The 24,396-nt window shown below is 67.5% G+C and carries 24 protein-coding genes and 6 pseudogenes; 11 read left to right on the top strand and 19 right to left on the bottom strand.

What is annotated here, in order from left to right; all coding sequences use genetic code 11:
• Positions 1-10 precede the first annotated feature (10 nt).
• A pseudogene (locus tag OIE69_RS43065) lies at positions 11-1,128 on the top strand (IS1380 family transposase); the annotation flags it as partial.
• A 189-nt stretch (positions 1,129-1,317) separates the two neighbouring features.
• On the opposite strand, the gene OIE69_RS43060 reads toward OIE69_RS43065, so the two are convergent.
• From OIE69_RS43060 to OIE69_RS43030, 8 genes and pseudogenes are all read right to left on the bottom strand, one after another.
• Positions 1,318-1,599: a hypothetical protein gene (locus OIE69_RS43060; protein ID WP_326569893.1), complete on the bottom strand. Its 282-nt coding sequence runs from the start codon at positions 1,597-1,599 to the stop codon at positions 1,318-1,320.
• A 63-nt stretch (positions 1,600-1,662) separates the two neighbouring features.
• Positions 1,663-2,106, bottom strand: a pseudogene (locus OIE69_RS44900) (DinB family protein); the annotation flags it as partial.
• Positions 2,107-2,345: 239 nt separating this feature from the next.
• Positions 2,346-3,008 (bottom strand): CatB-related O-acetyltransferase, encoded by a 663-nt coding sequence (locus OIE69_RS43055; RefSeq protein WP_330294185.1) that lies wholly within the window; start codon positions 3,006-3,008, stop codon positions 2,346-2,348.
• 264 nt (positions 3,009-3,272) lie between these two features.
• Positions 3,273-3,452: a rhodanese-like domain-containing protein gene (locus OIE69_RS43050; protein ID WP_326569895.1), complete on the bottom strand. Its 180-nt coding sequence runs from the start codon at positions 3,450-3,452 to the stop codon at positions 3,273-3,275.
• A gap of 91 nt (positions 3,453-3,543) precedes the next feature.
• A pseudogene (locus OIE69_RS43045) lies at positions 3,544-4,163 on the bottom strand (IS5 family transposase); the annotation flags it as partial.
• Between the two features lie 51 nt (positions 4,164-4,214).
• Positions 4,215-5,006 carry an SDR family NAD(P)-dependent oxidoreductase gene (locus OIE69_RS43040; RefSeq protein WP_326569896.1) on the bottom strand — a complete coding sequence of 264 codons (792 nt, stop codon included), beginning with the start codon at positions 5,004-5,006 and terminating at the stop codon, positions 4,215-4,217.
• Positions 5,007-5,087: 81 nt separating this feature from the next.
• On the bottom strand, positions 5,088-5,681 hold the full coding sequence (locus tag OIE69_RS43035; RefSeq protein ID WP_326569897.1) for a TetR/AcrR family transcriptional regulator: 594 nt from the start codon (positions 5,679-5,681) through the stop codon (positions 5,088-5,090).
• 107 nt (positions 5,682-5,788) lie between these two features.
• Positions 5,789-6,616: an alpha/beta fold hydrolase gene (locus OIE69_RS43030; protein WP_326569898.1), complete on the bottom strand. Its 828-nt coding sequence runs from the start codon at positions 6,614-6,616 to the stop codon at positions 5,789-5,791.
• A gap of 47 nt (positions 6,617-6,663) precedes the next feature.
• Between OIE69_RS43030 and OIE69_RS43025 the strand changes: the two genes are divergently transcribed.
• From OIE69_RS43025 to OIE69_RS43015, 3 genes are all read left to right on the top strand, one after another.
• Complete coding sequence (locus OIE69_RS43025; protein WP_326569899.1) at positions 6,664-6,903, top strand: hypothetical protein; 240 nt, start codon at positions 6,664-6,666, stop codon at positions 6,901-6,903.
• A 752-nt stretch (positions 6,904-7,655) separates the two neighbouring features.
• Positions 7,656-8,387: a mycothiol-dependent nitroreductase Rv2466c family protein gene (locus OIE69_RS43020; protein WP_326569900.1), complete on the top strand. Its 732-nt coding sequence runs from the start codon at positions 7,656-7,658 to the stop codon at positions 8,385-8,387.
• A 330-nt stretch (positions 8,388-8,717) separates the two neighbouring features.
• On the top strand, positions 8,718-9,881 hold the full coding sequence (locus OIE69_RS43015) for a citrate/2-methylcitrate synthase (RefSeq protein WP_326569901.1): 1,164 nt from the start codon (positions 8,718-8,720) through the stop codon (positions 9,879-9,881).
• Between the two features lie 23 nt (positions 9,882-9,904).
• Here the strand turns inward: OIE69_RS43015 and OIE69_RS43010 are convergent.
• The 3 genes and pseudogenes from OIE69_RS43010 to OIE69_RS43000 all read right to left on the bottom strand — a co-directional run.
• A pseudogene (locus OIE69_RS43010) lies at positions 9,905-10,096 on the bottom strand (GTP-binding protein); the annotation flags it as partial.
• A 236-nt stretch (positions 10,097-10,332) separates the two neighbouring features.
• Positions 10,333-11,172: a GNAT family N-acetyltransferase gene (locus OIE69_RS43005; RefSeq protein WP_326569902.1), complete on the bottom strand. Its 840-nt coding sequence runs from the start codon at positions 11,170-11,172 to the stop codon at positions 10,333-10,335.
• Positions 11,169-11,951: an alpha/beta fold hydrolase gene (locus tag OIE69_RS43000; RefSeq protein WP_326569903.1), complete on the bottom strand. Its 783-nt coding sequence runs from the start codon at positions 11,949-11,951 to the stop codon at positions 11,169-11,171. The genes OIE69_RS43005 and OIE69_RS43000 overlap by 4 nt, the downstream gene beginning before the upstream one ends.
• A gap of 501 nt (positions 11,952-12,452) precedes the next feature.
• Between OIE69_RS43000 and OIE69_RS42995 the strand changes: the two are divergent.
• Positions 12,453-12,647: pseudogene (locus OIE69_RS42995) on the top strand (IS3 family transposase); the annotation flags it as partial.
• A gap of 33 nt (positions 12,648-12,680) precedes the next feature.
• Here the strand turns inward: OIE69_RS42995 and OIE69_RS42990 are convergent.
• The 3 genes from OIE69_RS42990 to OIE69_RS42980 form a co-directional block, all read right to left on the bottom strand.
• Positions 12,681-12,878 (bottom strand): hypothetical protein, encoded by a 198-nt coding sequence (locus OIE69_RS42990; RefSeq protein WP_326569904.1) that lies wholly within the window; start codon positions 12,876-12,878, stop codon positions 12,681-12,683.
• Complete coding sequence (locus OIE69_RS42985; RefSeq protein ID WP_326581574.1) at positions 12,878-13,552, bottom strand: DsbA family oxidoreductase; 675 nt, start codon at positions 13,550-13,552, stop codon at positions 12,878-12,880. Before OIE69_RS42985 ends, OIE69_RS42990 begins: the two co-directional genes overlap by 1 nt.
• Before the next feature lie 167 nt (positions 13,553-13,719).
• Positions 13,720-14,946 carry an MFS transporter gene (locus tag OIE69_RS42980; RefSeq protein WP_326569906.1) on the bottom strand — a complete coding sequence of 409 codons (1,227 nt, stop codon included), beginning with the start codon at positions 14,944-14,946 and terminating at the stop codon, positions 13,720-13,722.
• Between the two features lie 499 nt (positions 14,947-15,445).
• On the opposite strand from OIE69_RS42980, the gene OIE69_RS42975 reads away from it, so the two are divergent.
• Positions 15,446-16,534: an NADH:flavin oxidoreductase gene (locus OIE69_RS42975; protein WP_326569907.1), complete on the top strand. Its 1,089-nt coding sequence runs from the start codon at positions 15,446-15,448 to the stop codon at positions 16,532-16,534.
• A gap of 40 nt (positions 16,535-16,574) precedes the next feature.
• A complete protein-coding gene (locus tag OIE69_RS42970) occupies positions 16,575-17,369 on the top strand; it encodes an alpha/beta fold hydrolase (protein ID WP_326569908.1) in 795 nt (264 codons plus the stop codon).
• Here OIE69_RS42970 and OIE69_RS42965 read toward each other — a convergent pair.
• Complete coding sequence (locus OIE69_RS42965; RefSeq protein ID WP_326569909.1) at positions 17,339-17,713, bottom strand: MerR family transcriptional regulator; 375 nt, start codon at positions 17,711-17,713, stop codon at positions 17,339-17,341. The genes OIE69_RS42970 and OIE69_RS42965 overlap by 31 nt on opposite strands.
• Positions 17,714-18,301: 588 nt before the next feature.
• On the opposite strand from OIE69_RS42965, the gene OIE69_RS42960 reads away from it, so the two are divergent.
• From OIE69_RS42960 to ku, 4 genes are all read left to right on the top strand, one after another.
• Entirely contained in the window at positions 18,302-18,640 is a 339-nt protein-coding gene (locus tag OIE69_RS42960; protein ID WP_326569910.1) for a hypothetical protein, read from the top strand.
• Entirely contained in the window at positions 18,567-19,325 is a 759-nt protein-coding gene (locus OIE69_RS42955) for a DNA polymerase Y family protein (protein ID WP_326569911.1), read from the top strand. The genes OIE69_RS42960 and OIE69_RS42955 overlap by 74 nt, the downstream gene beginning before the upstream one ends.
• Before the next feature lie 113 nt (positions 19,326-19,438).
• Complete coding sequence (locus tag OIE69_RS44895) at positions 19,439-19,747, top strand: DUF6233 domain-containing protein (RefSeq protein WP_392567437.1); 309 nt, start codon at positions 19,439-19,441, stop codon at positions 19,745-19,747.
• A 177-nt stretch (positions 19,748-19,924) separates the two neighbouring features.
• Complete coding sequence (gene ku / locus OIE69_RS42950; RefSeq protein ID WP_326569912.1) at positions 19,925-20,683, top strand: non-homologous end joining protein Ku; 759 nt, start codon at positions 19,925-19,927, stop codon at positions 20,681-20,683.
• Positions 20,684-20,713: 30 nt separating this feature from the next.
• Here the strand turns inward: ku and OIE69_RS42945 are convergent.
• The 4 genes and pseudogenes from OIE69_RS42945 to OIE69_RS42930 all read right to left on the bottom strand — a co-directional run bounded on the left by OIE69_RS42945 (position 20,714) and on the right by OIE69_RS42930 (position 24,167).
• Positions 20,714-22,221, bottom strand: a pseudogene (locus OIE69_RS42945) (UvrD-helicase domain-containing protein).
• A gap of 50 nt (positions 22,222-22,271) precedes the next feature.
• Positions 22,272-22,739, bottom strand: coding sequence for a DnaB-like helicase N-terminal domain-containing protein (locus tag OIE69_RS42940; protein ID WP_326569913.1), 468 nt, complete (start codon positions 22,737-22,739; stop codon positions 22,272-22,274).
• Positions 22,740-22,868: 129 nt separating this feature from the next.
• Positions 22,869-23,720: a DUF6083 domain-containing protein gene (locus OIE69_RS42935; RefSeq protein ID WP_326569914.1), complete on the bottom strand. Its 852-nt coding sequence runs from the start codon at positions 23,718-23,720 to the stop codon at positions 22,869-22,871.
• A gap of 180 nt (positions 23,721-23,900) precedes the next feature.
• Positions 23,901-24,167 carry a helix-turn-helix transcriptional regulator gene (locus OIE69_RS42930; protein ID WP_326569915.1) on the bottom strand — a complete coding sequence of 89 codons (267 nt, stop codon included), beginning with the start codon at positions 24,165-24,167 and terminating at the stop codon, positions 23,901-23,903.
• Positions 24,168-24,396: the final 229 nt, after the last annotated feature.

The raw sequence follows: 24,396 nt of genomic DNA, 5'->3' as shown, positions 1-24,396 counted from the left end.
TTCCGGGGTCGAGCCGGCCGTGTTCGAGTCGGTGGCCTCCGACCCGACGGTCTCGCGGCTGATCGACACCCTCGCCGCAGCCGGGCCGAAAGCGCTGACAGCCATCCGGGCCGCACGGTCCGAGGTCCGTGAACGTGTGTGGAAAGTGGCCGGTGATGCGGCCCCGGACCGCGGCGGACAGGTCATCGTGGACCTGGACGGGGTGCTGGTGATCGCGCACTCCGACAAGCAAGACGCGAAGCCGACGTGGAAGAAGTCCTTCGGCCACCACCCGCTGATGGGATTCGTCGACCACGGCAGCGGCGGCAGCGGAGAACCCGTGGCGGGCTTGCTGCGGCCCGGCAACGCCGGCTCCAACACCGCGGCCGACCACGTCGAAGCCGCCCGGCTCGCCCTGGCCCAGCTCCCGAAGACCTACCGGCGCGGACGCCACACCCTCATCCGCACCGACTCCGGCGGCGGGACCCACGAGTTCGTGGCCTGGCTGGCCCAGTGCGGAAGGTGGCTGTCGTACTCGGTCGGTATGACCATCACCGATCCCATCCACCGAGCAGTGCTGCACGTTCCCGCCACCGCAGGACGCGGGCCGTCGAGCCCCGTGGCGAGGTCCGCGACGGCGCCTGGGTCGCCGAACTTGCCGGTGACGCCCTCAAGGGATGGCCGACAGGGATGCGACTGATCGTCCGCAAGGAACGGCCGCGCCCCGGCGCACAGTTACGGATCACTGACGCCGACGGCCTGCGGCTCACCGCGTTCGCCACCAACACCCACAACGTGCCGATCGCTCGAGCTCAGGCACCGCCAGCGTGCGCGAGCCGAGGACCGCATCCGTGCCGCGCGAGCCACCGGCCTGCGTAACTGCCCCTCCACCACACCGCGCAGAACCAGATCTGGCTGGAGATCGTCCAGATCGCCCTGGACCTACTCGCATGGATGTCGATGCTCGCCTTGACCGGCTATGTCCGCCGCTGGGAACCCCGGCGGCTTCGACTCCGACTGTTCTCCACCGCCGCCCAGCTCGTCACCACCGGACGACGCCGCATCCTCCGCCTCGCGACGCACTGGCCCTGGACAGACCTGATCAACCAAGCCCTGCAACGGCTCCAAGCCCTGCCGAACCCCGGCTGACCAGCAACGTCCCGTCCCTACGAACAGCACCACCCCGCCCGGAACCGTGGAACCCGGCGCCCACCCGACGCTACAGCCGGGCCACAGACCTACCCGTGACCGCCCGAACGACCGAAACCGCCCGCCAGAGAATCCGACGAACCGTCACGAAAGATCGAGGTTAACGAAGCCCTATCCAGCGGTGCACCATCACGTCGCCACTGCCCTAAGAAGCGAGAGTTTCCGTACTGCTTCACTTGATGTCCCGAGTATCTCCGACAGTTCAGGCCCACGTCCTGCGAGGCTGTCCAGGAGCACTGCCATATCGCCACCGACGTCTGCTCGGCCACCCGTCTGGACGTAGACGTGGGAGTTGCTGTGGCCTATGCGATACGTGCAGTCGGGTGATCCGTACAGCTTGATCGCTGTCTCCACGTAGTCGCCAGACCAAGCGGCAGGTGCCGAGGCGGCAAGCAGGGTGTACATCACCATGAGGCGACCTTCCTCGCCATCAAGTGGAACGTCAAGTCCTAGGGGAATACATATATCTCGCTCATGCATCCACGCATCCCAGATCGTATGGGTGCCGAACACGGACCAGTGCAATTTTCTCCGAAGTGGACCCTGCTTCACTTGGGGGGACCCTTCCATCACGCGCCGGAGGAACAACTCCCCTTCCCGTTGGATCAATTGCGATAGCTCATCCACCGTCTCCCTTACGGATTCGCCCTCCGAATGCCTCATCCAAGCGGCAGGTGAGGTTTTCGGACTGAAGTTCCTGGGGTTTCCGAAAGGGTATTCAGTCTCATCTAGCATAGATATATGCACCTTGGTTACATCACGAACGTGGCGTACCACTTCATGCACCGACCAGTCCGTGCAGCGAGACTGTGCGTTGAATTGAGATTCTTCGATGTTGTTCAAGAGCTCAAGAAATGCGTGTCGTCGGCGGCGCAATATTGCGTAGACCGCCTCCGCGCCTTCGCTCCACCCTTCCATCTCGGAAATCATGTAAGTCGTACTTGAGTCCATCGGATCAACCATTCGCGCTTTTCGAAGCAGTAGGGACGGCTCGCACAGTTGCCTCTGAGTTCGGTAAAGGGTTTTGCAGTGCCCGGTCCAAAGATCCAGGAATCGGCCGCTACGGAGGCGTCACCACATTGAGGTCCGCAAAACGCAACTCGTGCTTCAGGCAGCTCCGCTGAGGATTCCCGTCTCTCTGCGAGACGGCCATTTGGTCAGCCGCCCAGATGGCCGATCTTCTTGGCCAGCTCCTCCAGATCCGACGGGGTTGCAGACCAGATGGTGCGAACGTGCTCAGTGATGTCCTCGGCAGGCCAGTTCCACCAGGCGATGCGCAGCATGCGGTCGATGTCCTCGTCTGGCAGCCGCTTCTTGATCTCTTTCGCGGGGTTGCCTCCGACCACGCTGTAAGGTGCGACATCGCTGGTGACCAGGGACCGCGCTCCGATGACTGCACCATCACCGATGGTGACGCCGGGCATGATGACGGCTTCACGACCGATCCACACATCGTTGCCTACGACGATGTCGCCCTTGCTAGGCAGATTGGGCAGCAAGTCGGCCGTCTTCTCGAGCCACGATCCGCCGAAGATGAAGAAGGGGTATGAGGTGGTGCCACCGGGCATGTGGTAGTCCGTTCCCGGCGACATGATGAACTTCGTCCCCATGGCCAGGCAGCAGAATTTGCCGATGACCAGTCTTTCCGGTCCATACGCATAGAGAACGTTGTTGTCCTCGAAGCCGGCGGCGTTTTCGGTGTCGTTGTAGTAGGTGAATTCACCGACCTCGATCCTGGGCGACTTGATGAGCGGCTTGAGGAAGACAGTGACGTCTTCGGCTGCTTCGACCAATCCGGGGCGCCGCTCGCTCTTTATCATGCCAGGGATGCGGGCGTTTGCGGGATCGGGGAACGTGGTCATGCTGTGGACCATCCTTGGTGACTGTGTCGGTGTGCATCAGGGGCTCACCACGCGGCGTGCGGTGGCGGGCAGTCCCTGTTCCCCATTCGGCTGACGTTCGCCGAGCCGGATGAGGCCAAGACGGAGCGGATCAGGTTTCGTCTGCGGTCGGCAGTGTGATGGGAATACCCACGAGGAGCCGTGTTCGGCCCACGATCCGTCGTAGTTGCGCAGGTTCTTGGATCAAAGTTCGAGAATTCCGTACAGTCCGACGAACTCGTCATCGGAGCGGAAGGTGCCGTCGTCGTTGGCGGCCTTGGACCATGGCACATTCACTGTGGTGGGGATGTGTTCTCGCTGCAGGGCTGCCTCCTGGTGGGCGGGGGCACTGATTTTGCCCGAGAGCTCCTCGGGCGAACCCACGTCCACAAGATTGAGTGAACCGATGGCCGCTAGGACGTCATCTCGCAGGGCACGCATAGATGGTTTCGGAGCTGATGCCTTGTACGCGGTGGGCTGGCGGGTAGCCCCTTCCTGCACCGGTTCTCGGTTGTCGAGTTCCCGTTTCTTGCGGCCGCCATCGAGCAGTCGTATGTCCTCGTGCCCGTATACCTTGAGATACCAGTATGCGAATGCCTATGTGGTGCCGTCGGCACCAGGCACGGATCGCCCTTGACGAATAAGCCTTGTCTGCCACCACGCGGGGCGGGCGGGTGCGCGGCCGACCCCCGTGGGCGTTGCCTGCGGTGAGCACGATCTCGACAGGGGCAGGCCGCGTCCGTCGACCGCGAGGTGGACCTTGGTGGTCAGTCCGCCTCCGGACCGGCCGAGTACCTGCCGCGCCGTTGCGGATCCGCCAGTTCGTCCCCTTCTGCGGGCGCCGGCGGCGGGCTGGTGCGCACGGTTGATCGTGGAGTCGACGGACACGGTCCACTGCACCGTGCCCACCGCGTCGTCGCGAATGTGGACGTGCTCCAGCAGCCGGGCCCAGGTCCCGTCCGTCTCCGAGCGCACAAACCGCTCGACGGTCTGCCAGGGCCCGTAGCGCTCCGGCAAATCCCGCCACGGAGCACTCGTACGCAACCGCCACAGCACTCAGTTGACCACCTGCCGATGATCTCGCCACGGCCGCCCACCGTCACGTGACGCTGCACTGTGTGCCGGCCTTTGCGGGCAGGCCGTGCGTCACCCGCGTGCGTGGACGGAGCCCCACCCTCCATCAACGCTGAGCAGCTGACCGGTCACGTAGGAACTGGCAGGACTGGCGAAGAAGAGGATGGCCTGCGCGATGTCCTCCGGCTCGCCGAGCCGCCCAAGGACGTATTCCTTCGTCAGCATCTCCTCCAGCGCCGGATTCTCCGTGACAGCGCGGGAGAAGTCGGTACGGGCTACGGCAGGCCTGACCGCGTTGACCCGTACGTTCGCGGTACCCCATTCTGCAGCCAGCGCGAGCGTGAGGGCGTCCACCGCGCCCTTAGTGGTGGCGTACAGGCTTACATTCGCCATGCTCCGGTCGCTTCCCACCGCGGAGGTCACGTTGACGATGCTCCCGCCGCCGACCGAGGCCATGTGCGCGGCAGCTTTCGCGCCCAACAGCAAAGGTGCGCGCGTATTGAGTGCCCACAGCGCGTCGGCTTCCTCGGCCGTCATATCCTGAGCAGGCGTCAAGCTGCCCAACTGACCGGCGTTGTTGACGAGTACGTCGACCTGGCCAAGCTGTGCGATAAGAGCCTCCCAGACTGCCTCGGGAGCCTCAGGCCGGGACAGGTCTGCCGGAATCACCACCGTGGTATCGGGCAAACTGTCCGCTAGCGCCTTCATCGACTCTTCGCGGCGGCCGACCAGCGCGAGCCGCGCACCCGCACGGGCGAGGAGGAGAGCCGTGCTCGCTCCTATTCCCCGCCCACCGCCGGTGACCACCGCCGTCTTGCCGGCCAGCGGGTGAGTGGGCAGACCATCGAGTGCGTTGTTCGTCATTGTTGTGTCCTTTTACACGTCGAATAAGGCATTCAGGGCCTCAGAGGGAGTACTCTTTCGCGCTCGCATTCGTGACACGCGTCACTCCGCAGGACGGCGGTAGGCGCCGTACCACCAGATCCTGGCGAGCTCACGGGCGAATGAGGCGTCGCCGCTTCCGTCGTCGACGCTGATGTGGTGGGCGATCGCCTGTCCGCCTCCCCACACGATGATCCGGCTCGCGGCCACAGCATCGAGATCGGGTGACGTTGATCCTGCATCCTGCTCGGCCAGCAGCGTCTCCAGCACGTGCTCGTCAAACCCTTCGAGGTCGGCTGTGTAGAAGTCGCTCACCTCTGGGTCGTAGGCCGCCACCTCACGGATCGCGGTGATCAGGCTGCGATGGGTACGGTGAACAACGATCACTTCTTCGAAGAACCGGGTAAACCGGTCTGCTCCGTCCTCTGCGACGGCTGGATCCCACTGGCGGGCCAGCGCCAGTAGCGACTCACGCAGTTGAGCGGACAGGCGCGCTAGAATGTCTGACTTTCCGCGGAAGTGTGCATAGAAGGTGGCTCGTGAGACGCCAGCCTCGTCGATGATGCGTTGCACGCTGATCGCCGTGAAGGGCTCGCCTGCATCAAGGAGCTCAGTCACCGCCGACAGCAGGCGAGCCTCGGTCGCCTCTGCTTGCACCGCATGGTGGGTGGACCTGCGTCGCGTAACGGATCGCAACGGGCACCTTCCGTTCGTCAGTGTGGGATTACGTACAGGGAGAGGGAAGGCCTCGCTCCGCGCGGCTCTCATGCATCCTGCACCGGCCTGACGGTCGCCGTGTTCGTCGCGATCTTCGTCAGAACGTCTGCGAATTCGCGGGGGTGGGAGTAGAAGGGCGCGTGGTGACCAGGGACGCGGTACACGGCATCGGCACGTTTCGCCATGTCTTCCTCGACCGCAGCGACGGTGGACACGTCGTAGTCCGGGATCACATAGCTGTTGGGCACGGTTTTCCAGCCCGCCTGCGTCACCGTCTCGAAGTCGGCACGCACGGTCTGCGGGACGAGTCTCGCCATCGCCTCCACCGTCTCCGGATTCGAGGCGTCACCGTCATAGAAGCCTGCGGGAAGATTCAGATCGGGGTTCTCCGGCGGACGCAGGCCGATCAGCGAGTCGGGGGCCGGCACGCCGTGCATCTGGAACATGCCCTCGCCGACGTCAAGCATGTAGGCCGCCACGTACACGGCGTGCACGACATTGGAAGCCCCGGCGATCGCCTCAGTGACCGGTACCCCGCCATAGGAGTGCGCCACAACGATCACCGGGCCGGCTATCGCCTCCAGGGCCCGCTTGATCACTTTGGCGTCGTCATGCATGCCCGGCAGCGGCTCGACTGCCGACGGGTCCTCCACCGCACTCACGAGGCTCACCGCTCGCGTGGACCAGCCATCGCTCTCAAGAACTTGCTGCAGCCGCTCCCATACCCACGGCCCGTGGTGGCCCCCCGGCACCAACAGGAACGTCGGGCGACTCGCACTCGCATTCACAGCACATCTCCTCAAGCAGGCCTTGCCGCGCACGCCCCACGGCGCAGAATCGGTCAACAGACCCCATACGCAATGACCATACAACATGTTCAGTCTTGCTCACCGCTGGGCAACGTTCGTCTATCGACCGCTTGATGAGCAAGATCGATAAGCGGCGGCGCGCGGCCGGATCGCGTGAACTCATCGTTCAGGCACCAAACGAGGGCCTGGATACCGCCCGGGCCCGCGGCATCCGCCGCGGGCCGGCCTGCGAGGACGGAGAAGCGGTAGTGCCACGCTCGCGACCTGCTTGTCCGACCGGACCGGAGAACACCGTCACCTCGATCGCGAAGCTCCTCGGCGTCTCCAGGAACGATCCACAACTGCGTGCCTGATCTGAAGGGCGGTCGCCTCGCACTCGCTGAACGGCGAGTGCGCTGGAACTGCCCCGACACTCCAGGTCCGAAGACTGATCACTGCCGTCTGCGGCTCGGCTCTTGCCGGTACCCCAATGTGCCGCAGCGGTGTGTTCTTCTGTCACCAGGTCCTGCGTACGGCCGGTCGCTCGTTTCGCCCGACCGCCGAGGCGTCTCACGTACTGCTGTTCCCTGGGGACAGAAGCGCTTCGCGGTGGCGGTGGGATGCCTGACACTCGTGTCGGCGACGGTCACCGCGAAACCACCCTTGCCCCCGAGCAGCCAGCCGCGCGGTTCAGACAGACCGCCGCCATCGCCCTTTACCGAGGGTTCGGATTGCGCTGTGGGCTGCGCCTCTCGACTGGCAACTGCCCACACCGCGCGCGAGGACGCCCTGGGCGCGGCTGGGTGCGGAGTCCCAGCCCTCGCCGCTTTCCCCAGCTCGAACCGAACCGCTCGCTTGCTCGTTCATCAGCCGCCTGCATGAGCTGAGGCGAAGCTCTGCGCTAAGCGACTTGCTTTCACACTGATGTCAAGGTTGGAGCCTAGTCGAGTCGCCGCGCTTGCGGAGGCTCGATGTGAGCCCGAGGCCACCTCTCCGAGGCTCTGATCACGAAGGACAGCCGTCGTGACCACTACCCAGATGGACGTTCCAAGGACCTCGTCCGTGGAGCGTTTGCCACTCCTGCCCCTGATCGCGAAGCCAGTCGACCCAGGATTGTGACATGAACATGACTTCGACAAAGAACGCCGACATCAACTTCTATTTCGACCCCATCTGTCCGTTCGCGTGGATGACGAGCAAGTGGATCCGGATCGTCCAGGCACAGCGCCACTACACCGTCGACTGGCGGTTCATCTCACTGCGTCTGATCAACTCGCACATCGACTACGACACCCACTTCCCTGAGGAGTACCACGCCCAGCACACCGCGGGCCTGCGGCTCCTGCGAGTGGCCTCTGCGGCCCGAGAGAAGCACGGACGCGAGGCGATCGGCCCGCTCTACGCGGCCTACGGCGCGCGCATCATGGAGGCCGGACCCGACGAGGGCCGGGCCCCCGGCTGGCAAGGCACCCCCGACCTCGCCGCCGACGCCCTCGCCGAAGCCAACCTGCCGACCTCGCTCGTCGACGCACTCGACGACACGACCCGAGATGCCGAGATCCAGGCCGAGTCCGACGAGGCGCTGTCGCTGACGGGCAAGGATGTCGGCACGCCGATTGTGCACTTCGAGCCGCCGGAGGGCATCGCCTTCTTCGGACCGGTGATCAGCCGACTGCCTGACGAGGAACAGGCAGGGGTGCTGTGGGATCACGTCATCGGCCTCGCCCGGTTCCCCGGCTTCGCCGAACTCAAGCGCAGCCTGCGCGAGCGTCCGCAGCTACCGTCGTTCGGCGTAACAGCGCAGGAGACGGGCAAGACCGAGGACTGGCACGCCGGAAGCCGCAGACTCAAGAAGTAGCTCTGCCAGGGCGCTCCCCCGGCAGCCGGCGGCTCCCGTCGCAGGTTGGAAAACGATCCACTACGTGTCGCGGTCGCGCGATGTGGTCGGAGCAACCCATCGCGTGGCCGGAGACAAAACGGTCAACGTGTTGTCCGGCCATGCGACTAGGTCGGCGAGCACGGCAACCACGACCAGCGGGCTACCGGGAGTCAAGCCACCAGTTAGGCGGGGCTTCGGCTTCGCTCCGAGCCTTCGCGCGGCCTCGCACACGGTCAGCCGTGCCCCTCGGCCGGGCTGCCCGGCACCCTCAACCATGGGCAGCCATAGTCACATCGAGAAGGAGAGATCATGTCCGACACCAGGCCGCGGCAGGCGGCCGTCGAGGTACCGCGAGGACTGGCGGGCGTCGTCGTCACCGATACCGCACTCGGGGACGTGCGGGGAACCGAGGGCTTCTACCACTACCGCCAGTACTCCGCGATCGAACTGGCGGCGAGCCGGAGCTTCGAGGACGTCTGGCACCTGATGTTCCACGGGACGCTGCCCGACGCGGAGCGCTCGGCCGCCTTCGCCGCCCGCGTCGCCGCACTGCGCCACCTGCCGGACGAGGTCGCTGAGGCGCTGCCGGCGATCGCCCGGGCGACCGCCGCGGCCGGCCCGCTCGCCGGACTGCGCACCGCGCTGTCGCTGTACGGCTCCGCCACGGGCCTGGGCCCGCTGTACGACACTGATCCGGCACGCCGCGCCGAGGACGCGCTCGCCGCCTCTGCCGTCGTGCCGACCATCCTGACGGCGCTGCACCGGATCGGCCGTGGCCAGGAGCCGCTCGCGCCGCGCGACGACCTCGGACACGCCGCCAACTACCTGTACATGATGACCGGTTCGGAGCCGGACCCAGTGCATGCGCGAGCGATCGAGCAGTACCTGGTGGCGACGGTGGACCACGGCTTCAACCCGTCGACGTTCACCGCGCGGGTGATCGCGTCCACCGGCGCCGATCTGGTGGCCTGCCTCGTCGGCGCGGTCGGCGCGTTCTCGGGCCCGCTCCACGGCGGCGCGCCGGCCCGCGCGCTCGACACCCTCGACGCGATCGGCACCGTCGACCGGATCGACCCGTGGATCAGGGAGCGGGTCCTCGCGGGCGAGCGAATCATGGGCTTCGGACACGCGGTCTACCGCACCGAGGACCCGCGCTCCCGGATGCTGCGCAGCACAGGTCTGGCGTTCGGCGGACCGCTCATCGACTTCGCCGTGCGGGTCGAGGAACGCGTGGAGGCGATCCTCGCCGAACTCAAGCCGGGCCGCGAGTTGCACTCCAACGTCGAATTCTACGCCGGCGTCGTCATGGAGCAGTGCGGCCTGCCGCGGGCCATGTTCACGCCGACGTTCGCGGTCGCCAGGGTCGTCGGCTGGAGCGCCAATATCCTGGAACAGGCCGCCGATCCGAAGATCATCCGTCCGGGCGCGCGGTACGTGGGCGAGACGCCGCCGCAGCCCCTACCGGCGGTGTGAGGAGGGAGCGGGGTCGCGACTACGACGTCGGGGTCGCTCGCGTCGACCGCGCAGCACACGCTGCCGTTGCCGACCGGCACCATCGGCGAGCCGACCTGTCGGCGACCGTCATGGCGTCGATCTCCACGGCCCCGAAGTCCCTGACGGCCACGCCGATCCTGGTGCCCCTGCGCTCCCCCCAGGAAATGGTTGAGGAGCCTCGTCTTGCCCGCGCCCCGGCGGTGACGTGGTCGTCTGGGAGGACGCGATGCTCAACCCGCCGGAGGACCCGTACCACTGCCCGCCCGGCGTGACATGGGCGTACTTCCTGGACGGCGGCCAGGCGGCTGCACCCCCGCCGACCCGTTCGCTGAAGCGTGCGGAGGGGGGCGGCGGGACGGGGGGCTGGGGGCGCCCGGGTCTGTGCGGGCGCTTGCGGGCGCCACCCGCACAGACCGCCACCGGCCCGCGCTCAAGCCTCTTCGCGCCAGACCCAGGTGACCCGTTCGTAGAGGGGCTCGAAACCGGTTCGCAGCATGTTGCGCAGCGAGGTGTTTCGTTCGCCTCCCCGCTCCGCGCCCGTCTCGGCGACCAGCCACCGGCAGCCGGCCTCGCGGGCCGCGGCCGCCCGGGCGAGGAGCAGCGCGGACTGGGCACCCCGGCCCCGGGCCTCGGGCAGCGTGGCGCCGCCGAACATGTCGGCGCAGTCTCCGTTCAGGTAGACGCTTCCGACCGCGACGATCTGCTCGCCGTCGCGGACCGCGTACTGCCGCCAGTGCGGTCGGCCAACGCAGGACGCGGCCAGCTCGATCATGTCCGGTGCGCCGAAGCCGAAGGTGGTCATCATGACGGTGGCCCACTCCTTCGCCTGGCGCGGCTCGACCAGGCCGACACGCAGCCCCGCGTCCAGGGGCGGGAGCCCGTCGGGCGCTGGCGTCCCGGCGGCGAGGTCCCACCCGAGCTTGACGAACGAGCTCCCCGCCGTGAGCGCCAGCCTCTCGGCGACGGCGGGCCAGTCCTCCGGCAGGAGCGCGGGCGCGATCATCATCGAGCCCTGCCGCAGGCCCTGCTCGCGGTAGAAGTCCCGGACGCGGGTGAGCACGTCGGCGCCGACGGGCACGTCGTCTGCGAATCCTCCGGCCCGGTTGAAGAAGCCGCTGGGGTCCTCCCGGACGCAGAGGGCCAGCGCGGGCCCGATCCGCAGGGCGGCGGCCCCCAGCCGTTCCGCCGCGGAGCCCGGCGCGCCCGCCGCGAAGTCCCCGTACGCCTCGATCTCCGTGCGCTCTGCCAGCCCGAACGGCACAGTCGTCATCGTCGTCCTCCGCTCTTCACGCTCCGCACGAAGCCGAGTACAGCGGCGGCGAAATCCTCCGGCTGCTCGATGTGCCCGAAATGACCGCTGTTTTCCAGGGTTACCACGGTGGAGTGCGGGAGCTCGTCGTCCATCGCCCGCGCCCACCGGGGGCCACAGATGAAGTCGTACGCTCCGACCACCACCAGCGTGGGCGTCATGACGGCGCCCAGGCGTCCGCGGTGGTCGAAGGCGCCGCCGGTCACGTGGGTGACCCTCAGCCCGGGCAGCCGCGCGAACTCGTCCTCGCGGCCCCAGTAGTCCGCGAAGTAGGCAGGGAGCAGGGCACGCAGGTGCTCGGTCCGGGCTTCGTCGGTGTCCGCGACGGTGTCGTCCGCCCAGGCCGCGAGGACGGGCGCCACCCGCGGGTCGCCCGCGAAGCGGTCCGCGAACTCCGCCAGTCGGGCGGTGGCCTCCTTGGCCAGCTCCTCCGTGTTGTGCGCCAGGGAGTCGTAGAGGACCAGCCCAGCCAGCCGCTCGGGGTACGTCAGGGCGTACCGCTGGGCGAAACCGCCCGCGGAGTGGCCGAGCAGATGTACCCGGGGGAGGCCGAGGTGCTCCACGACGGCGTGGATGAAGCGGGCGTAGACGTCCAAGGTGTACCCGTCGGGGTGGCTCGGAAGCCTGCTCTCGGCGGTCGTCCCGACCTGCGTCGGGTAGACCATCGTGACATCCTCCTCCAGCAGCGGGAACCGCAGGTAGCCGTCGTCGACCCGGGACCCCCGCTCAGCGCTAGGCATACCGCGGGCCCCTGCCCGCGGACCTCGTACTCCTGGGGGATCCCGTCGACCTCGATGACGTGGTGGCCTGGGGACAGCGGATTCATGTGTCGTTCCTCAATGGTGGTGCCGGTCATACCTGCACGATGCGGTGGCTGGCGGGAAAGTCCGACCGGCCGACGATGTTTCTCGGACTGGCGCTCCCGGTGGGGGCTGGTCGCAGCTGCCGGTGCGGATCAGGCGGCGCGTAGGTGCGTCCCCCCTCGTGGCGGGGGACCGCGAGGGGGGACGCCACCGCAGCGGCTGCGCGCCGCCGAGGCCAAGGGAAGCAAGGACGGACGCCGCCCCACCATGACGGCCGCGAAGACCGACACCGTCCGCACCGCGTACCTGGAAGGCCGCTCCATCGCGGCCCTCGCCCGCGCCCACGGCGTCAGCCGCGGGCGCGATCCGCACAGGCTGTCGCCGGCCTCCTGCCCGACCACGCCGTCATCGAGGAGGACGTCGCCGCCCCGAAGTTGCCTCCCCACCCCCTATGACGTGCACTTCGGCCTCGCCGAACAGCTCCGCGAGATGCGTGCCGACGTCCTCCAGGCCGCCTACGCCAAGCACCCCGAGCGCTTCATCTGCAAGCCTCCCGAGCCGCCGAAGCTCCCCGCAACGGCCTGGATCAACAAGCCGCCACCAGACGGCCCACTGATCCCGGCACAACGTTAGAACGACCTACCTGCCTTGATCCTTTTGGCAGGTTCAGGCTGGCTGATCCTCCGAGTGATCAGTGACGTCGGGGATCGTGCACACACCGTCGATGCAAGTAGCGGCCGCCGGCACCGTCAGCCTGACGAGCGGGCTCGAGTCTTCCTCTGGCGTCGTGCACGTGCCGTCGATGCCCGTAGTGGCCACCGGTACCGTCCGCTGGGCGATCGGGCTCGGCTCTTCCTCGGTCATCAAGCGGCCTCCCGCTTCTTCTCGGCGAGCTGGCGCAGAATGTCGGCGAACGTCGCCGGATCCTGTGCTCCCGCGACTCCGTAGGCGTTCTCGAACACGTAGAACGGAACACTCTGGATCCCGAGTTGTCGCGCGCGGGCTTCGTCCGCCCGCACATCGTCGGCATACCGGCCCTCCTCGAGTGCGCTGAGCGCCTTCTCGCGGTCGAGTCCTATCTCGGCGGCGAGCTCGGCCAGATCCTTGTCCCGGCCGACGTGCCGCCCCTCCTCGAAGTGAGCCGCGAGAATCCGCTCGACCATGTCGAGCTGGCGCCCCTCCGCTTTGGCCCACCGGATCAGCTGATGTCCCTTCAGCATGTTCGTGTGCCGGAGGATGTCGTAATCGAAGTCCAGTCCGACAGCCTTTGCCGCGGCAACGATCCTGGCCAGCAGCGGCTGAACCTGATCGGCCGTGAATCCGCGGATCTCGAGGTAGTCCTGTTCGCTTCCCTCGAACTCCTCCGGGAGATCCGGCGCGAGTTCATACGCGTGGTACTCGATCTCCACCGGGATTCCGGTTACGGTCATAGCTTTTTCAAACTTTCGCTTACCGATGTAGCACCAGGGGCAAGCGATGTCCGACCATACGTCGACTCGGATCGGATCGATCCCTGCTGCCGCCGCAGGTGCTGACATGGAGTCAACGTCCTCATTTCCTGCCATAACTTTCTTCCTTATTTTCGCAGTGCGGTCCGCACCGATTGCACACGTCGGGAGTCATCAGCTCGAGCATCGGTGAAGTGCATGAAGAAGCGCTGTCATGTCCCGCTCTATCTAACGTTCAGCTCGATACGTCGATGCCCTCAAGGCTTTGTGCTGGGTCCGGGGAAGGCGTGAGTTCGTGCGAGGATCACGACGACGACCGTGAAGATGACGAGGACCGCGACGGCGATCATGAGCGACGCCGATCCGAAGCCGGCGAGGAGGATGCCGCCGATCAGGCCGCCGAGGCCGATTCCACCGTTCCACATCGTGACCATCAGCGGCTGCGCGGCGTCTGCGTGTTCGCGCGACGCTGCCATCAGTGCGCCCTGGAACAGGGTCGCGGCCCCGCCGAACGCCAGTCCCCACGCCGTCACCGCGACGTAGTCCACGACCACGTTCCCCGACCAGAGAGTCAGCGCGACCGCGGCCACGGCGAAGAACACAGTGCTCAGGATGGTGAGGCGCCGGTGGTGCCGGTCGACGAACACACCGGTGAGCCAGATACTCAAGATCGAGGCGATGCCGAATGCGAGCAGAATCCACTGCACCTGGTCCGCGAGCCCGACTCCTGCCAGCACGGGCGCGATGTACGTGTAGAGGATGGTGTGAGCGAGCACGTACACACCCGTGACGACCAGGATGGTGCGAAGACCTCGGATACGGAGGAGGTGACCAAGAGGCAATCGCTCAGCGGCCTTCTGGCCGGGGACGTTCGGCAGCTTCCACATCGTCCAGGCTATGAGGAGCGCCGTCAGCACCGACATGAGGCCGAAGGTCACCTGCCAGCCCACGATCTGACCGAGGAACGCTCCGACGGGAACACCCAGGGCGAGCGCGACGGGCGTGCCGGCGAAAGCGAAGGCCATGGCCCTGCCCTTCAGGGCGTCCGGGGTGATGCGCTGCGCATAGCCGCCGAGGATGCTCCATGTCACGCCGGACGCTGCGCCGGCAACGAACCTCGCCACCATCGTGATCGTGTAGTCGACGGAGAGCGCTGTGACGAGGTTGGCCACGAGAAACCCGACGAGCGCGACGACGAGAAGATGCCGTCTGGGCCAGTTCGTCGTGGCGACCGCCACCGGGATCGCCGTGAGCATCGTAGCGACGGCATAAATTGTCACCGTCTGTCCCGCTACCGACTCGGAAACGCCGAGCGCACGGCTCATCTGCGGGAGCACCCCCGCCGGCAGGGCCTCGGTGAGCGTGGTGATGAAGCCTGCCGTGAAGAGCGCGATGAGAGCTCCGATGGGGAGGCGTTCTCGTTCCGGTGCCTGCAAGATCGCGTCCTGAACCTTGGTCACTTCTTCTTCTTCTTTCTCTGGCACGTCGAAACCGAAGATCGACGATCTGCCACGTCTCGATGCACCGCGATCGCGGCGTCGAAGGCGATACTGCAACCTTGACAGTGATGTGAAGGCAAATCTGTCCGCGAGCGGCTCTCCCAGGAGGCGCCCGCCAGGGGTCTCTGAGGCTGCCTTCTCCCGCCGATCCCTAGACCGCGGGCATGCGGATCGGGCCGGCGTCGCGCACCTGCCCCAGAGCTGAGCGGCCCCGGCGGCGCGGTTGCGGTCCTCCCGCCGGCCCCACGCCGGAACACCACCCGACCCCAGAACTGCACCGGCGCCGCCCTACGACGTGGGCAGAGCGGTCCGCCACGAGAAGGCGCCACGCACGTCACACGCTTGAAATTTAAAGCACATGCTTACCGACTTGCCTTCACATTGATGTGAAGGTGTAAGGGTGGGCCGCGCGTCACTGCCCCGCCTCCTGACGAGCCGGCGGCACCCATCCGCCGGTCGACCACTACTGAACTGGAGATCTTCCGTGACCGTTGCAGACCTCTTCGAGCCGCTCGCGCTTCTGCATGGCCCTGCGATGCGAAACCGGTTCATGATGGCGCCGCTCACGAGTCAGCAGAGCGAGCCGGAAGGCTTCCTCTCCGATTTCGACAAGGAGTGGATGCGACAGCTGGCCCAGGGTGGATACGGGCTGGTCCAGACGGGCGCGACGATCGTCGAGGCCAGTGGAATTGCGTGCGCTCGGCAGCCGGGCATCTTCAGCGACAAGCACCTGCCCGGGCTGGCGGAGGTTGCTGCTTCCATCCGCGAGGGCGGCGGCTTGTCGGCGGTCCAGCTCCACCACGCGGGGCATCGCGCGAATCCGCACTTCGGAGGTGTGCCCTCGCCCGCCTCCAGTCACACGCTGCCCGGAATCTCCGCATTGTCGACCGCAGAAGTGGAGCGCATCCGTGACAGCTTCATCGCAGGCGCGAAGAGGGCCGAGAAGGCCGGTTTCGACGGCGTCGCGGTCCACGGCGCCTTCGGGTGGATCCTGTCGGAGTTCATGTCTCCGATACTGAACGACCGGACGGACAAGTACGGCGGCAGCCTGGAGAATCGCGCACGTTTCACCATCGAGGTGATCGAGGGCATCCGTCGGGAGTGCGGACCTGATTTCCAGATCGGATGGCGCCTGTCGATCGAGCGGTACGGCCTGCGCATCGAGGAGCTTCGGGAGATGACCGCGGAGATCCTCGATCGAGAGTTGATCGACTATCTGGATCTCGCCCTGTGGGACTACAACCAGATCGTCCAGGAGGGTGCGTTCCGAGGCCGGACGATGCTGAGCGTCTTCGCCGATCTGCCACGGAAGGGCGTGCGCCTGGGCGCAGCAGGCCGCATCAGGAGTGCGGAGCGCGCCGGTCGGCTGCTGGACGAAGGGTGCGACTTCGTGCTGATCGGACGGGCCGGCATCCTGGAGCGGAACTGCCCCGTTCTGGTGGAGTCGGACTTCGAGCACGAAAGCCCGGTCCTCCCCGTCCCCGCGGACTTCCTGCGGAGAGGTGGACTGAGCGAGCGTTTCATCAGCCATCTGCGCGGCTGGGGCGACTTCGTCCGACCCGGCAGCCGCTGAGCAGCGGACTGACCGTACGCGGCGGGAAGGGAGCGCGGCGATGGAACTGAGCTGGCTCGGGGAGACCCTGCACTACACCGACGAAGGGGCCACCGACGACGCAATCCTGTTCCTCCACGGTCTGGGCGGCAACGCGAACAATTGGCTGCACCAGCGCCGAGCCTTTGCGGAGCATCACCGCGTGATCACCCTGGACTTCCCCGGCCACGGGCGATCCACCGGAACGTCAGTCCCGTTCGGGCAGTACGCGGCCGCCGCACAGGCCCTACTCGATCACCTTCGAGTGAACGAAGTGTCGGTCGTGGGACTGGCGATGGGTGCCAGAGTGGGGATCACGCTCGCGGCACGATCGCCACGCTGTGTCAGGCGTCTGACGATCGTGAACGGGTACTTGGAGCTTCCGCCGCGCGAGCACGAAAAACGCGTCGAGCTCTATGATCTGCTCCTGAGCCCGGGTGGTGCACGCGAATGGGCCCAGCTGCTGCTCGAAGGCATGGGGGTCTCCGGACACGCCGGCATAGCGCGAGGATTTCTCGCGTCAGCAGATCGCATCGATCCCGCACACGTGAATGCAGTCTTTCACCAGGTTGACGGGGTCGATCAGGCGGAGGAGTTCCGCGGACTGGCCATTCCTGTGCAGCTGATCGTGGGAGAGCGAGATCAGCTTGTCCCCACGTCGTCCACCGAGCAGCTGACCGCGCTCGCCAGAAAGGCAACAATCAGTCGCTTCCCCGACAGTGGACATCTTCCCTACCTGGAGGATCCGGCAACGTTCAATCGCGCACTCGAGGACTTCCTACACGGTCAGGCGGCATCAACGGATGGCGCAACCTGAGACACAGCGCCCAGATAGTCGTCTAGAGCATTGACGTGCTGCATCAGTATGGTTACGCGTTCCCGCAACCGGTCTCGCTCTGCTGCGATCCGGCGAACGAACTCAGGGTCGTCATACTGGGAGCACGCTGCGGCACCCAGGCATGGGAGAACCTCCCGGATGATCTCCGTGGTCAACCCGGCTCCAAGCAGACCGCGAATCTGCTCAACCCGCTCCACAGCCGCCTCGTCGTAGCATCGATAGCCATTCTCTTCACGACGCGGGGTGATAAGACCCTGCTCTTCGTAGTAGCGCAAAAGGCGGGTGGATACCCCGACCCGTTCCGAAAGCTCCTTGATCCTCATCGTCACTCCATGCCACCGGCAATCACATAGATGTGAACCTTTCCCAATCAGTATAGCGTTCAACAGTGCGGAAGCAGTATGGCCAGATAGAAATCTTTTTGGTGGCACCGACCAGGCCGACAGGCCGTCACCGTGCCGCGCGAAGATCGATAGGAAGTTGAGCGCGCTGAATTACCACTCCAGCCGTTTCAGCGGCGCCCGCATCTTTCACTTGTCCCCGAATGCGCGAAGCACGCCCTACATGGGGCGGCGCGGGTCAGCCGTAACCCGACTCCTCGCCCGGATCGCACTGGACTCCACCAGGCCCCTTGCTCACGCCGAGGACGAATCCGAACGTCTCACGCTGGCGTGCCGCGCCGCCGTCGAGGTGACGGCATCCGCTCCGGCCGGAAGACGAGTGGCGGCAGGGGCCGAAAGCGGCGTGACCGGGAGGACCGGCCGCCGGCGATGCTGATCGCGCCGGACGCCGCCGGGCTTCAGGGAAGGGCCCTTTTCCTAGTTCCGGCCGAGCGCATTCAACCGCGCGCAGCGGCGGAGTATCCACGTTCGCCGAAATAGAACAAGTGTACGATGAGTGATGTGGAAGCGGTGAGCACGCGTGATGAGGCGCGTCGCGCCGAGCTCGGCGCGCACGTCCTGCACGTGCGGGCGGACCGCGCGGTGCGCGAGTCCGGGTACGCGGAGCTGCTGGGAATGCTGGGTGAGGTCACCCCGGTGGTGCAGCCCCTGCCGCCGGCCGCGGCGCTCGCCAACGTCGCCGGCGCCTTGCGGTACTGGGACCGCACCCCGTACGAGCTGGCCCAGCGGATCCGGGCCCGGGCTCTGGCGGCCGGCCTGTTCCGTGCAGATCGGTGTGGCCGCCACCTGGGCGGTCGCGGCGGTGGCCTCCGCGCATCCCGGCCGTGGCGGCATCCGCGTCGTCCCTGACCATCATCAGGCGGTCCGCGCGTTCCTCGACCCTCTGCCGGTCGGTGACCTGTACGGGGTGGGGCCGGTTCAGGCGGCGACGCTCGAGCAGTACGGCCTGGCGACGGTGGGCCGACTGGCCCGCCAGCCCCTGCAGACCATCCAGCGGATCCTGGGCGGCCGGGAGGGGCGGCTGCTGCACGAGCGGGCACGAGGCATCGACCCGCGCCCGGTCACCCCGTCCGAGTTGCCGCAGAGCATCAGCGTCCAGCGGATCCTGGACCGCGACACCATCGACCCGTACCTGGTGCGCACCGAGATCCTCGACGCCGTGGTGGACCTTGCCGATCAGCTCCGCGAGCGCCGTCAGGTTGCCCGGGGCATCGCTCTCGGTGTGTCCTTCGCCGGGGGCAGCAGCGTGTCCCGGTCCCGGACCCTGTCCGAGCCGAGCGCGTTCACCGACGACCTGCGGGACGCGGCGATGGCGGTGTTCGAACGTCTCGGGCTGGAACGGGCCCGGGTGCGGGGAGTCTCGGTCCGCCTCGAGCACCTGGTCGACGCTGCAGGCGCACCGCAGCAGCTCAGCCTCGACGCCGGCCGGGAGAACAGCCGGCGCCTGGACCCGGTCGTCGACCGGGTCAATGCCCGCTTCGGGCCCGGCGCTGTCACCCGGGGCGCGCTCGCTCACCGCCGCCGCAGCGCCTGACCCTGGCCGGCGCCGCGTGCACGACGACCTGCCCACCGAACTCGCCCGCCTCCGCGTGATCCGAGTTCCATCTGCTGTAGCAGCTGCACCGGGTCCGCGAGCAGATCTACGAGGTGGAGACCGGCGATCAGCCGTGGGTATCGGGCCCCGCACCGGGGTGGCGCCTGCAGCGCCTTCCGAACGCTGCCGGCCGGCCGCCCCGGTATGTCCTGCACCGCCAGGACTGCTGGCTCGACGACGGCCAGGCACTCACCGGTACCGAAGCCACCACATGGGCCGCCCGGTGGGACGTACGGGCCTGCGAGCTGTGCAGCCCCAACCTGCAGACCACCAGGCCGTTACCGAGTACTCCGCGGATGGAACGTTGCCAGCCAGTGGAACCGGATGCAATCCGGTTCCACTGTCGTCGGCTGGAAAGGTGAACGGGTCTGCCAGCCAGGGCGGAGCTTAACGAGCCCGCCGTATCAGGATGCTCCGGAGCCCTCTCCAGAGCGCTCTGGAGACCAGCATCCCAGTACGCCTTGTCGCGGGCGCATCGTGATCACTGCGCCGGAGTAGCCCACCGCGCACCGAACCGCCCTGCCATTCACGCTGTCGGTATGCGCGCGATCTGGACCGGTTACGTGAGCTTCGGCCTGGTCACCATCCCCGTCCATCTCTACTCCGCGACCGAGGAGCACGGCACCGGATTCCACCAGGTCCACGCGAGTGACGGGGCCCGCATCCGGCACCGGAGGGTCTGCGAGCGCGAGGACGTGGAGGTCCCGCAGTCGGAGATCGCGCGCGGCTGGGAGCGTCCCGACGGCCGCACCGTCGTGCTCCTCGATGAGGACCTTGACGCGCTCCCCCTCCCCACGAAGCGTACGGTCGACGTCCTCGGCTTCGTCGACGAGCACGACGTCGACCCGGTGCTCTACGCCCGCCCGTACTGGGTCGGGGCTGCCGGCGAGCAGGGACAGCGTCCCTATGCGCTCCTGGTGGAGGCGCTGGCCCGGCATGGGACGGTCGCCGTCGCCAAGGTCACCTTGCGCACCCGGGAGCGGCTGGCGGTACTGAGGCCGCGGCGCGGGATGCTCGTGCTCCACACGCTGCTGTGGCCGCAGGAGATCCGTGAGCCCGACGACCTCTCCAGCCCCGCCCCGGTGACGGAGAGGGAGTTGGAGCTCGCCGAGCTGCTGATGGACCAGCTTGCCGGGGTCGACATCGCCGAGCTCCACGACGAGTACGCAGCGGCGCTCGAGCAGCTGGTGGCCGCCAAAATGACCGGCGCCGGGCTGCAGGAGCCAGAAGAGCCGACGCCGGCCGTGGATCTGTTGGCGGCGCTGGAGGCCAGCATCCGTGCGACAGGAAAGCGCTGAAGCAGACAGAACTGCCGCGTGTAAATCGGCTCAGCCTGCAACAGCGACCAGGTCGCCGGTTCGCCAGGAGTGTGACGCCGGTGGGTTTCCGTCGGGGTGGTCGTGGATCCATTCCAGGCCGCCGAGGTCGAGGCGGGTGCGTGCGCGGGTGACGGCGACGTAGGCGAGGCGGGCGTCGGCGTCGCCAATGGGGCCGGGCAGGGGGTTTCCGTGCTCGTCCTTGTCGTCGCTGTCCTTGGGCGGGTAGAAATCGTCGGCGATCTCGACCTGGGGCCACTCGCGGCCCTTGGATTTGTGCGCGGTGGAGATCGTCACCTGTGCGTCCTGCTCGGGTACGAGACGGCCCACCGCGGCCAGGACGGCGTCGGTGCCGTGGTGGTCGACGAGGTCGACCAGGGGCTGCAGGTCACTGCCGGCAGGGTCGTGTTCGGCGTACTCCTGCAACTGGCCCCAGGAGGTGAACAGCACCAGCTCGGGATGGGAGGTACGGCGCCCGTCCTGCAGGTCGCGTGACGCCAGCGCCAGAGCGCGCAGGGCTTCCCCTCCTCCGACCAGCGCGACCCTGCGGCCCTTGGCGAGAAAGCGGAAAATCTGCGCCATGGCGCCGATGTTGCTGCGGCACAGCACCGCGTCCGGCTGGGTCACCTTGCCGACCTCGGTGGGGATCGCCTGGCTGCCTTCCAGGCGGATCGGGGCGTCGGCGATCGCCAGCCACCGGTTGGCCTCCAGCGCGAGGATGGGGCCGAACCGGAAGGACTGGGTCAGGGACAGGGCGGTGCCGTCGAAGCCGGTCATGACGTCCTTGGCGCCACGCCATCCGTAGATGGCCTGCGCGGAGTCGCCGACCATGACCAGCTGAGCGTGGCCGCGTTGGTTGAGCAGGACTTGCTCGAGGACGGGGTTGGTGTCCTGGGCTTCGTCCAGGAGGACGAAGTCGGTGTGGAGTTTCGGGTCGGACAGGCCCAGATTTTTAGGTAGTGGTCGTGTTCGAAGCGGACCGCTCCGGTGTCGGGGTGCTGCAGGTCGGCCCAGGCGGCGCGGGCGTAGGGCAGGATGCGCCAGGCGAGCTCCGCGTGCAGGTCCGCGGTGTCCAGGCCACGGAGCGGCGGCACATGGTGGCGCTCGATGACGGGGTCGGCAGACTGGCAGAACCGGGTCACGGTGCGCTGCGCCGTGGAGGTCAAAGTCGCCGGCCACACGACGCGATTGCCGATGCGCATGGGCTTGGTGATGCCCAGGGCATCGGCGGTGTGCCGACCGGGCAGCCGGGGACCGTTCAGGCGAGCGCGGTAACGGTGGCCGATGGCGGCGTAGGCCAGGGAGTGTGCGGTCTTGCACAGCACCGTGCCGGGGAAGCGGCCGGCCGCATCCTGGGCGATGGACCGGTTGAACGCCACATACAAGCCCCGGCGCGAGGTACTGGCCGCGAGCTGGGTGAGGGTGGTGGTCTTACCCGTGCCAGCACCGGCCTGGATCACCAGGTGGTCACCGGTGGCGAAGGCGTCAGCGGCCGCGATCTGTTCGTCAGTGGGCTTCAGCACGTTGAGCTTCATCGATCTGTGAGGGCGCAACACGTGCGCGGGGTTGGTCAGGTGTCGTCGTCGGTGAGGAAGCCGCGCATCGGCACAGGCGGCAAACCCTCGGAGAGCACGGCCGCGTGGCGGCGCAGGTCGGCCAGGTCCCGCACGATCGCCACGTAGTGCACCACCACCGGCTCCGCCGGGACGGCAGCACGAGCAAGGTCGTGGACGAGGCCCTTCTTCGCCTCGTCGCCAGAGTGGTCGGCGCCGGCTTGCTGATGGCGCTCGAGCTCGGCCGTGACAGCTGCCTGGGTGCAGGGCTCCTTGTGGCGGTGGACCGCGGCGGCGGCAAGGAAGACCTCCCGGCAGGCCGGGCTGCTGAAATGCGTCGGTCGCAGGACCGCCACGAGATACGGGACCAGCTGCGAGTGGTGGAACACGGCCGCCAGGACCATGCGCTCGGCGTGCTCGTCGCGAAGAACAGGCTCGGACGGCGGCTGATCAGGGTCGGGAGTGCCGATCAGGGTCTTGGACATGGGCGCCTCACAGATGGGCGGAGAACGGAGTCGACAGCTACGAGGTTGCCGGAGCAGCAGGGTCGACCGCAGCGGGATGCCGGTGGCCGCGCCTACGGGCGGAGGCGGCGGTCCCTGCCTGTGCGCGGGTCAGGGATCGGGAAGCCGGTCACGGACGTATGGGCGGTGGCGCACCGGGTCGAAGGGCTCCCACTCGGTCCGCGCGTGGTCCGCGGCCTCGCCGATGCCGGCGTGCGTGGAGCAGCGCTGCTTGTGCCAGCGCAACTGCTCGGCATACGGCAGTCCGGTCAGGTCGTAGACCGCCATCAGTTCCTGCGTGAGCGGCAGGCGGCCACCGCCGGGGCCAAGGAGCGGATCCGCTGGCTCCAGGCGCCACATACCCGGCAGGGCACCTGGGTCCTGGACCGGCAGAGGGCAGCGGCGGCGGCTGCGGGTGTGGGCCACGCACTGAAGATGCTCAAGAGGCCCGGGGGCGAGGTAGCGGGTGTAGAGCAGACACACCACCGGCCGAACCGGCAGGGAGGGCGGCGCAGGGGCCGACTCCATCTCAGGACGGGGCGTGAACAAGCCGGCGTCCTGCAGCCGACGCGAGGTCAGACCCAGTGCCCGGCGCATCTCCGCCAGCAGCGGGCTGCGATTGCCCGCCGGGCCGGCCGGGCACACCGCGTGGTGCCGAACCCGGCACCAGGCACTCCCGTCCTGGCCGGCGTGTGCGGCGCCAGAGGAGACGTGCCAGCGCTCCCCTGCAGGGACGGTGCTGGCGGGCAGTTCCTCGGGGTGGAGCGGGACAGGAGTACTGCCGGGGCGCTGGTACCACTCCACACGGTTCCCGCAAACGTCGCACCGGCCGACCTGCGCGGACCGCAGCAACCGGCTGGGACTGTCCGCGTCAATACGCAGCGCCCGGCGGGGCTGGTAGTTCTTGCGGCTGCCGTCCCAGGCACAGCCGTCGTCAGCGAAGGAGTTGTTCGTCGAGCGCATGACCGCAGACGATGACCGCCGACACCCTGCAACTGGGCTGACCAGGCCGCTCAGGTCACCTTCATGGCCGCATCAGTCGTCCTGGCGTTCGCTTCTTAGCGCGTGCGTTCGGTGCTGGTCGCCGTTTCGGGTGGTGTCACGCCTCCCGGCAACTGGGCCCCTGAGGCTTTCGCCGGGCGGTCAGGGAGCAGGCCGCGCGGGAGGTTCATGGCCGGCGCAGAGGGTGCCGAAGAGCTGGTCGAGCGGGGCGCCCAGGGCGTGGGCGAGAGCGTGCCAGGTGGCCAGGGTGCCGATGGTGCGGCCCTGTTCGATCTCGATCAGTGTGCGGCGTGACAGGCTGGTTCGGGCGGCGAGTTCGTCGTAGGTCCAGCCGCGTTCGGCCCGCAGTCGTGACAGCTCCAGGCGGAGCGCGTCGAGGTTCGGGTCGGGCGGCGGAGTGATCGTCACCGCTCTATCGCACGGTGCAGAACCCTGCCCTGTCAGTGCAGACCCCTGCCCTATTTGCCCTCGTCAGGCCGCAAGCGGCAGGGCAGACATCTGCACTACCGTGTGCCGCCACCGGCACTCCCCGCCTCGGGACGCCGGCCCGACAACCCATCAATCAGCAGGGGGGACAGCTCTCCATGGGGCACGGCGCGATCACCCGCCCAGAAGGGCGCGCCTGGACACTCGAACT

Source organism: Actinacidiphila glaucinigra (assembly GCF_035918135.1).
In the GTDB taxonomy this organism is placed as follows: domain Bacteria; phylum Actinomycetota; class Actinomycetes; order Streptomycetales; family Streptomycetaceae; genus Actinacidiphila; species Actinacidiphila glaucinigra.
Note: the sequence above shows the minus strand (reverse complement) of the source record. Positions and strands in the feature narration are given on the sequence as shown.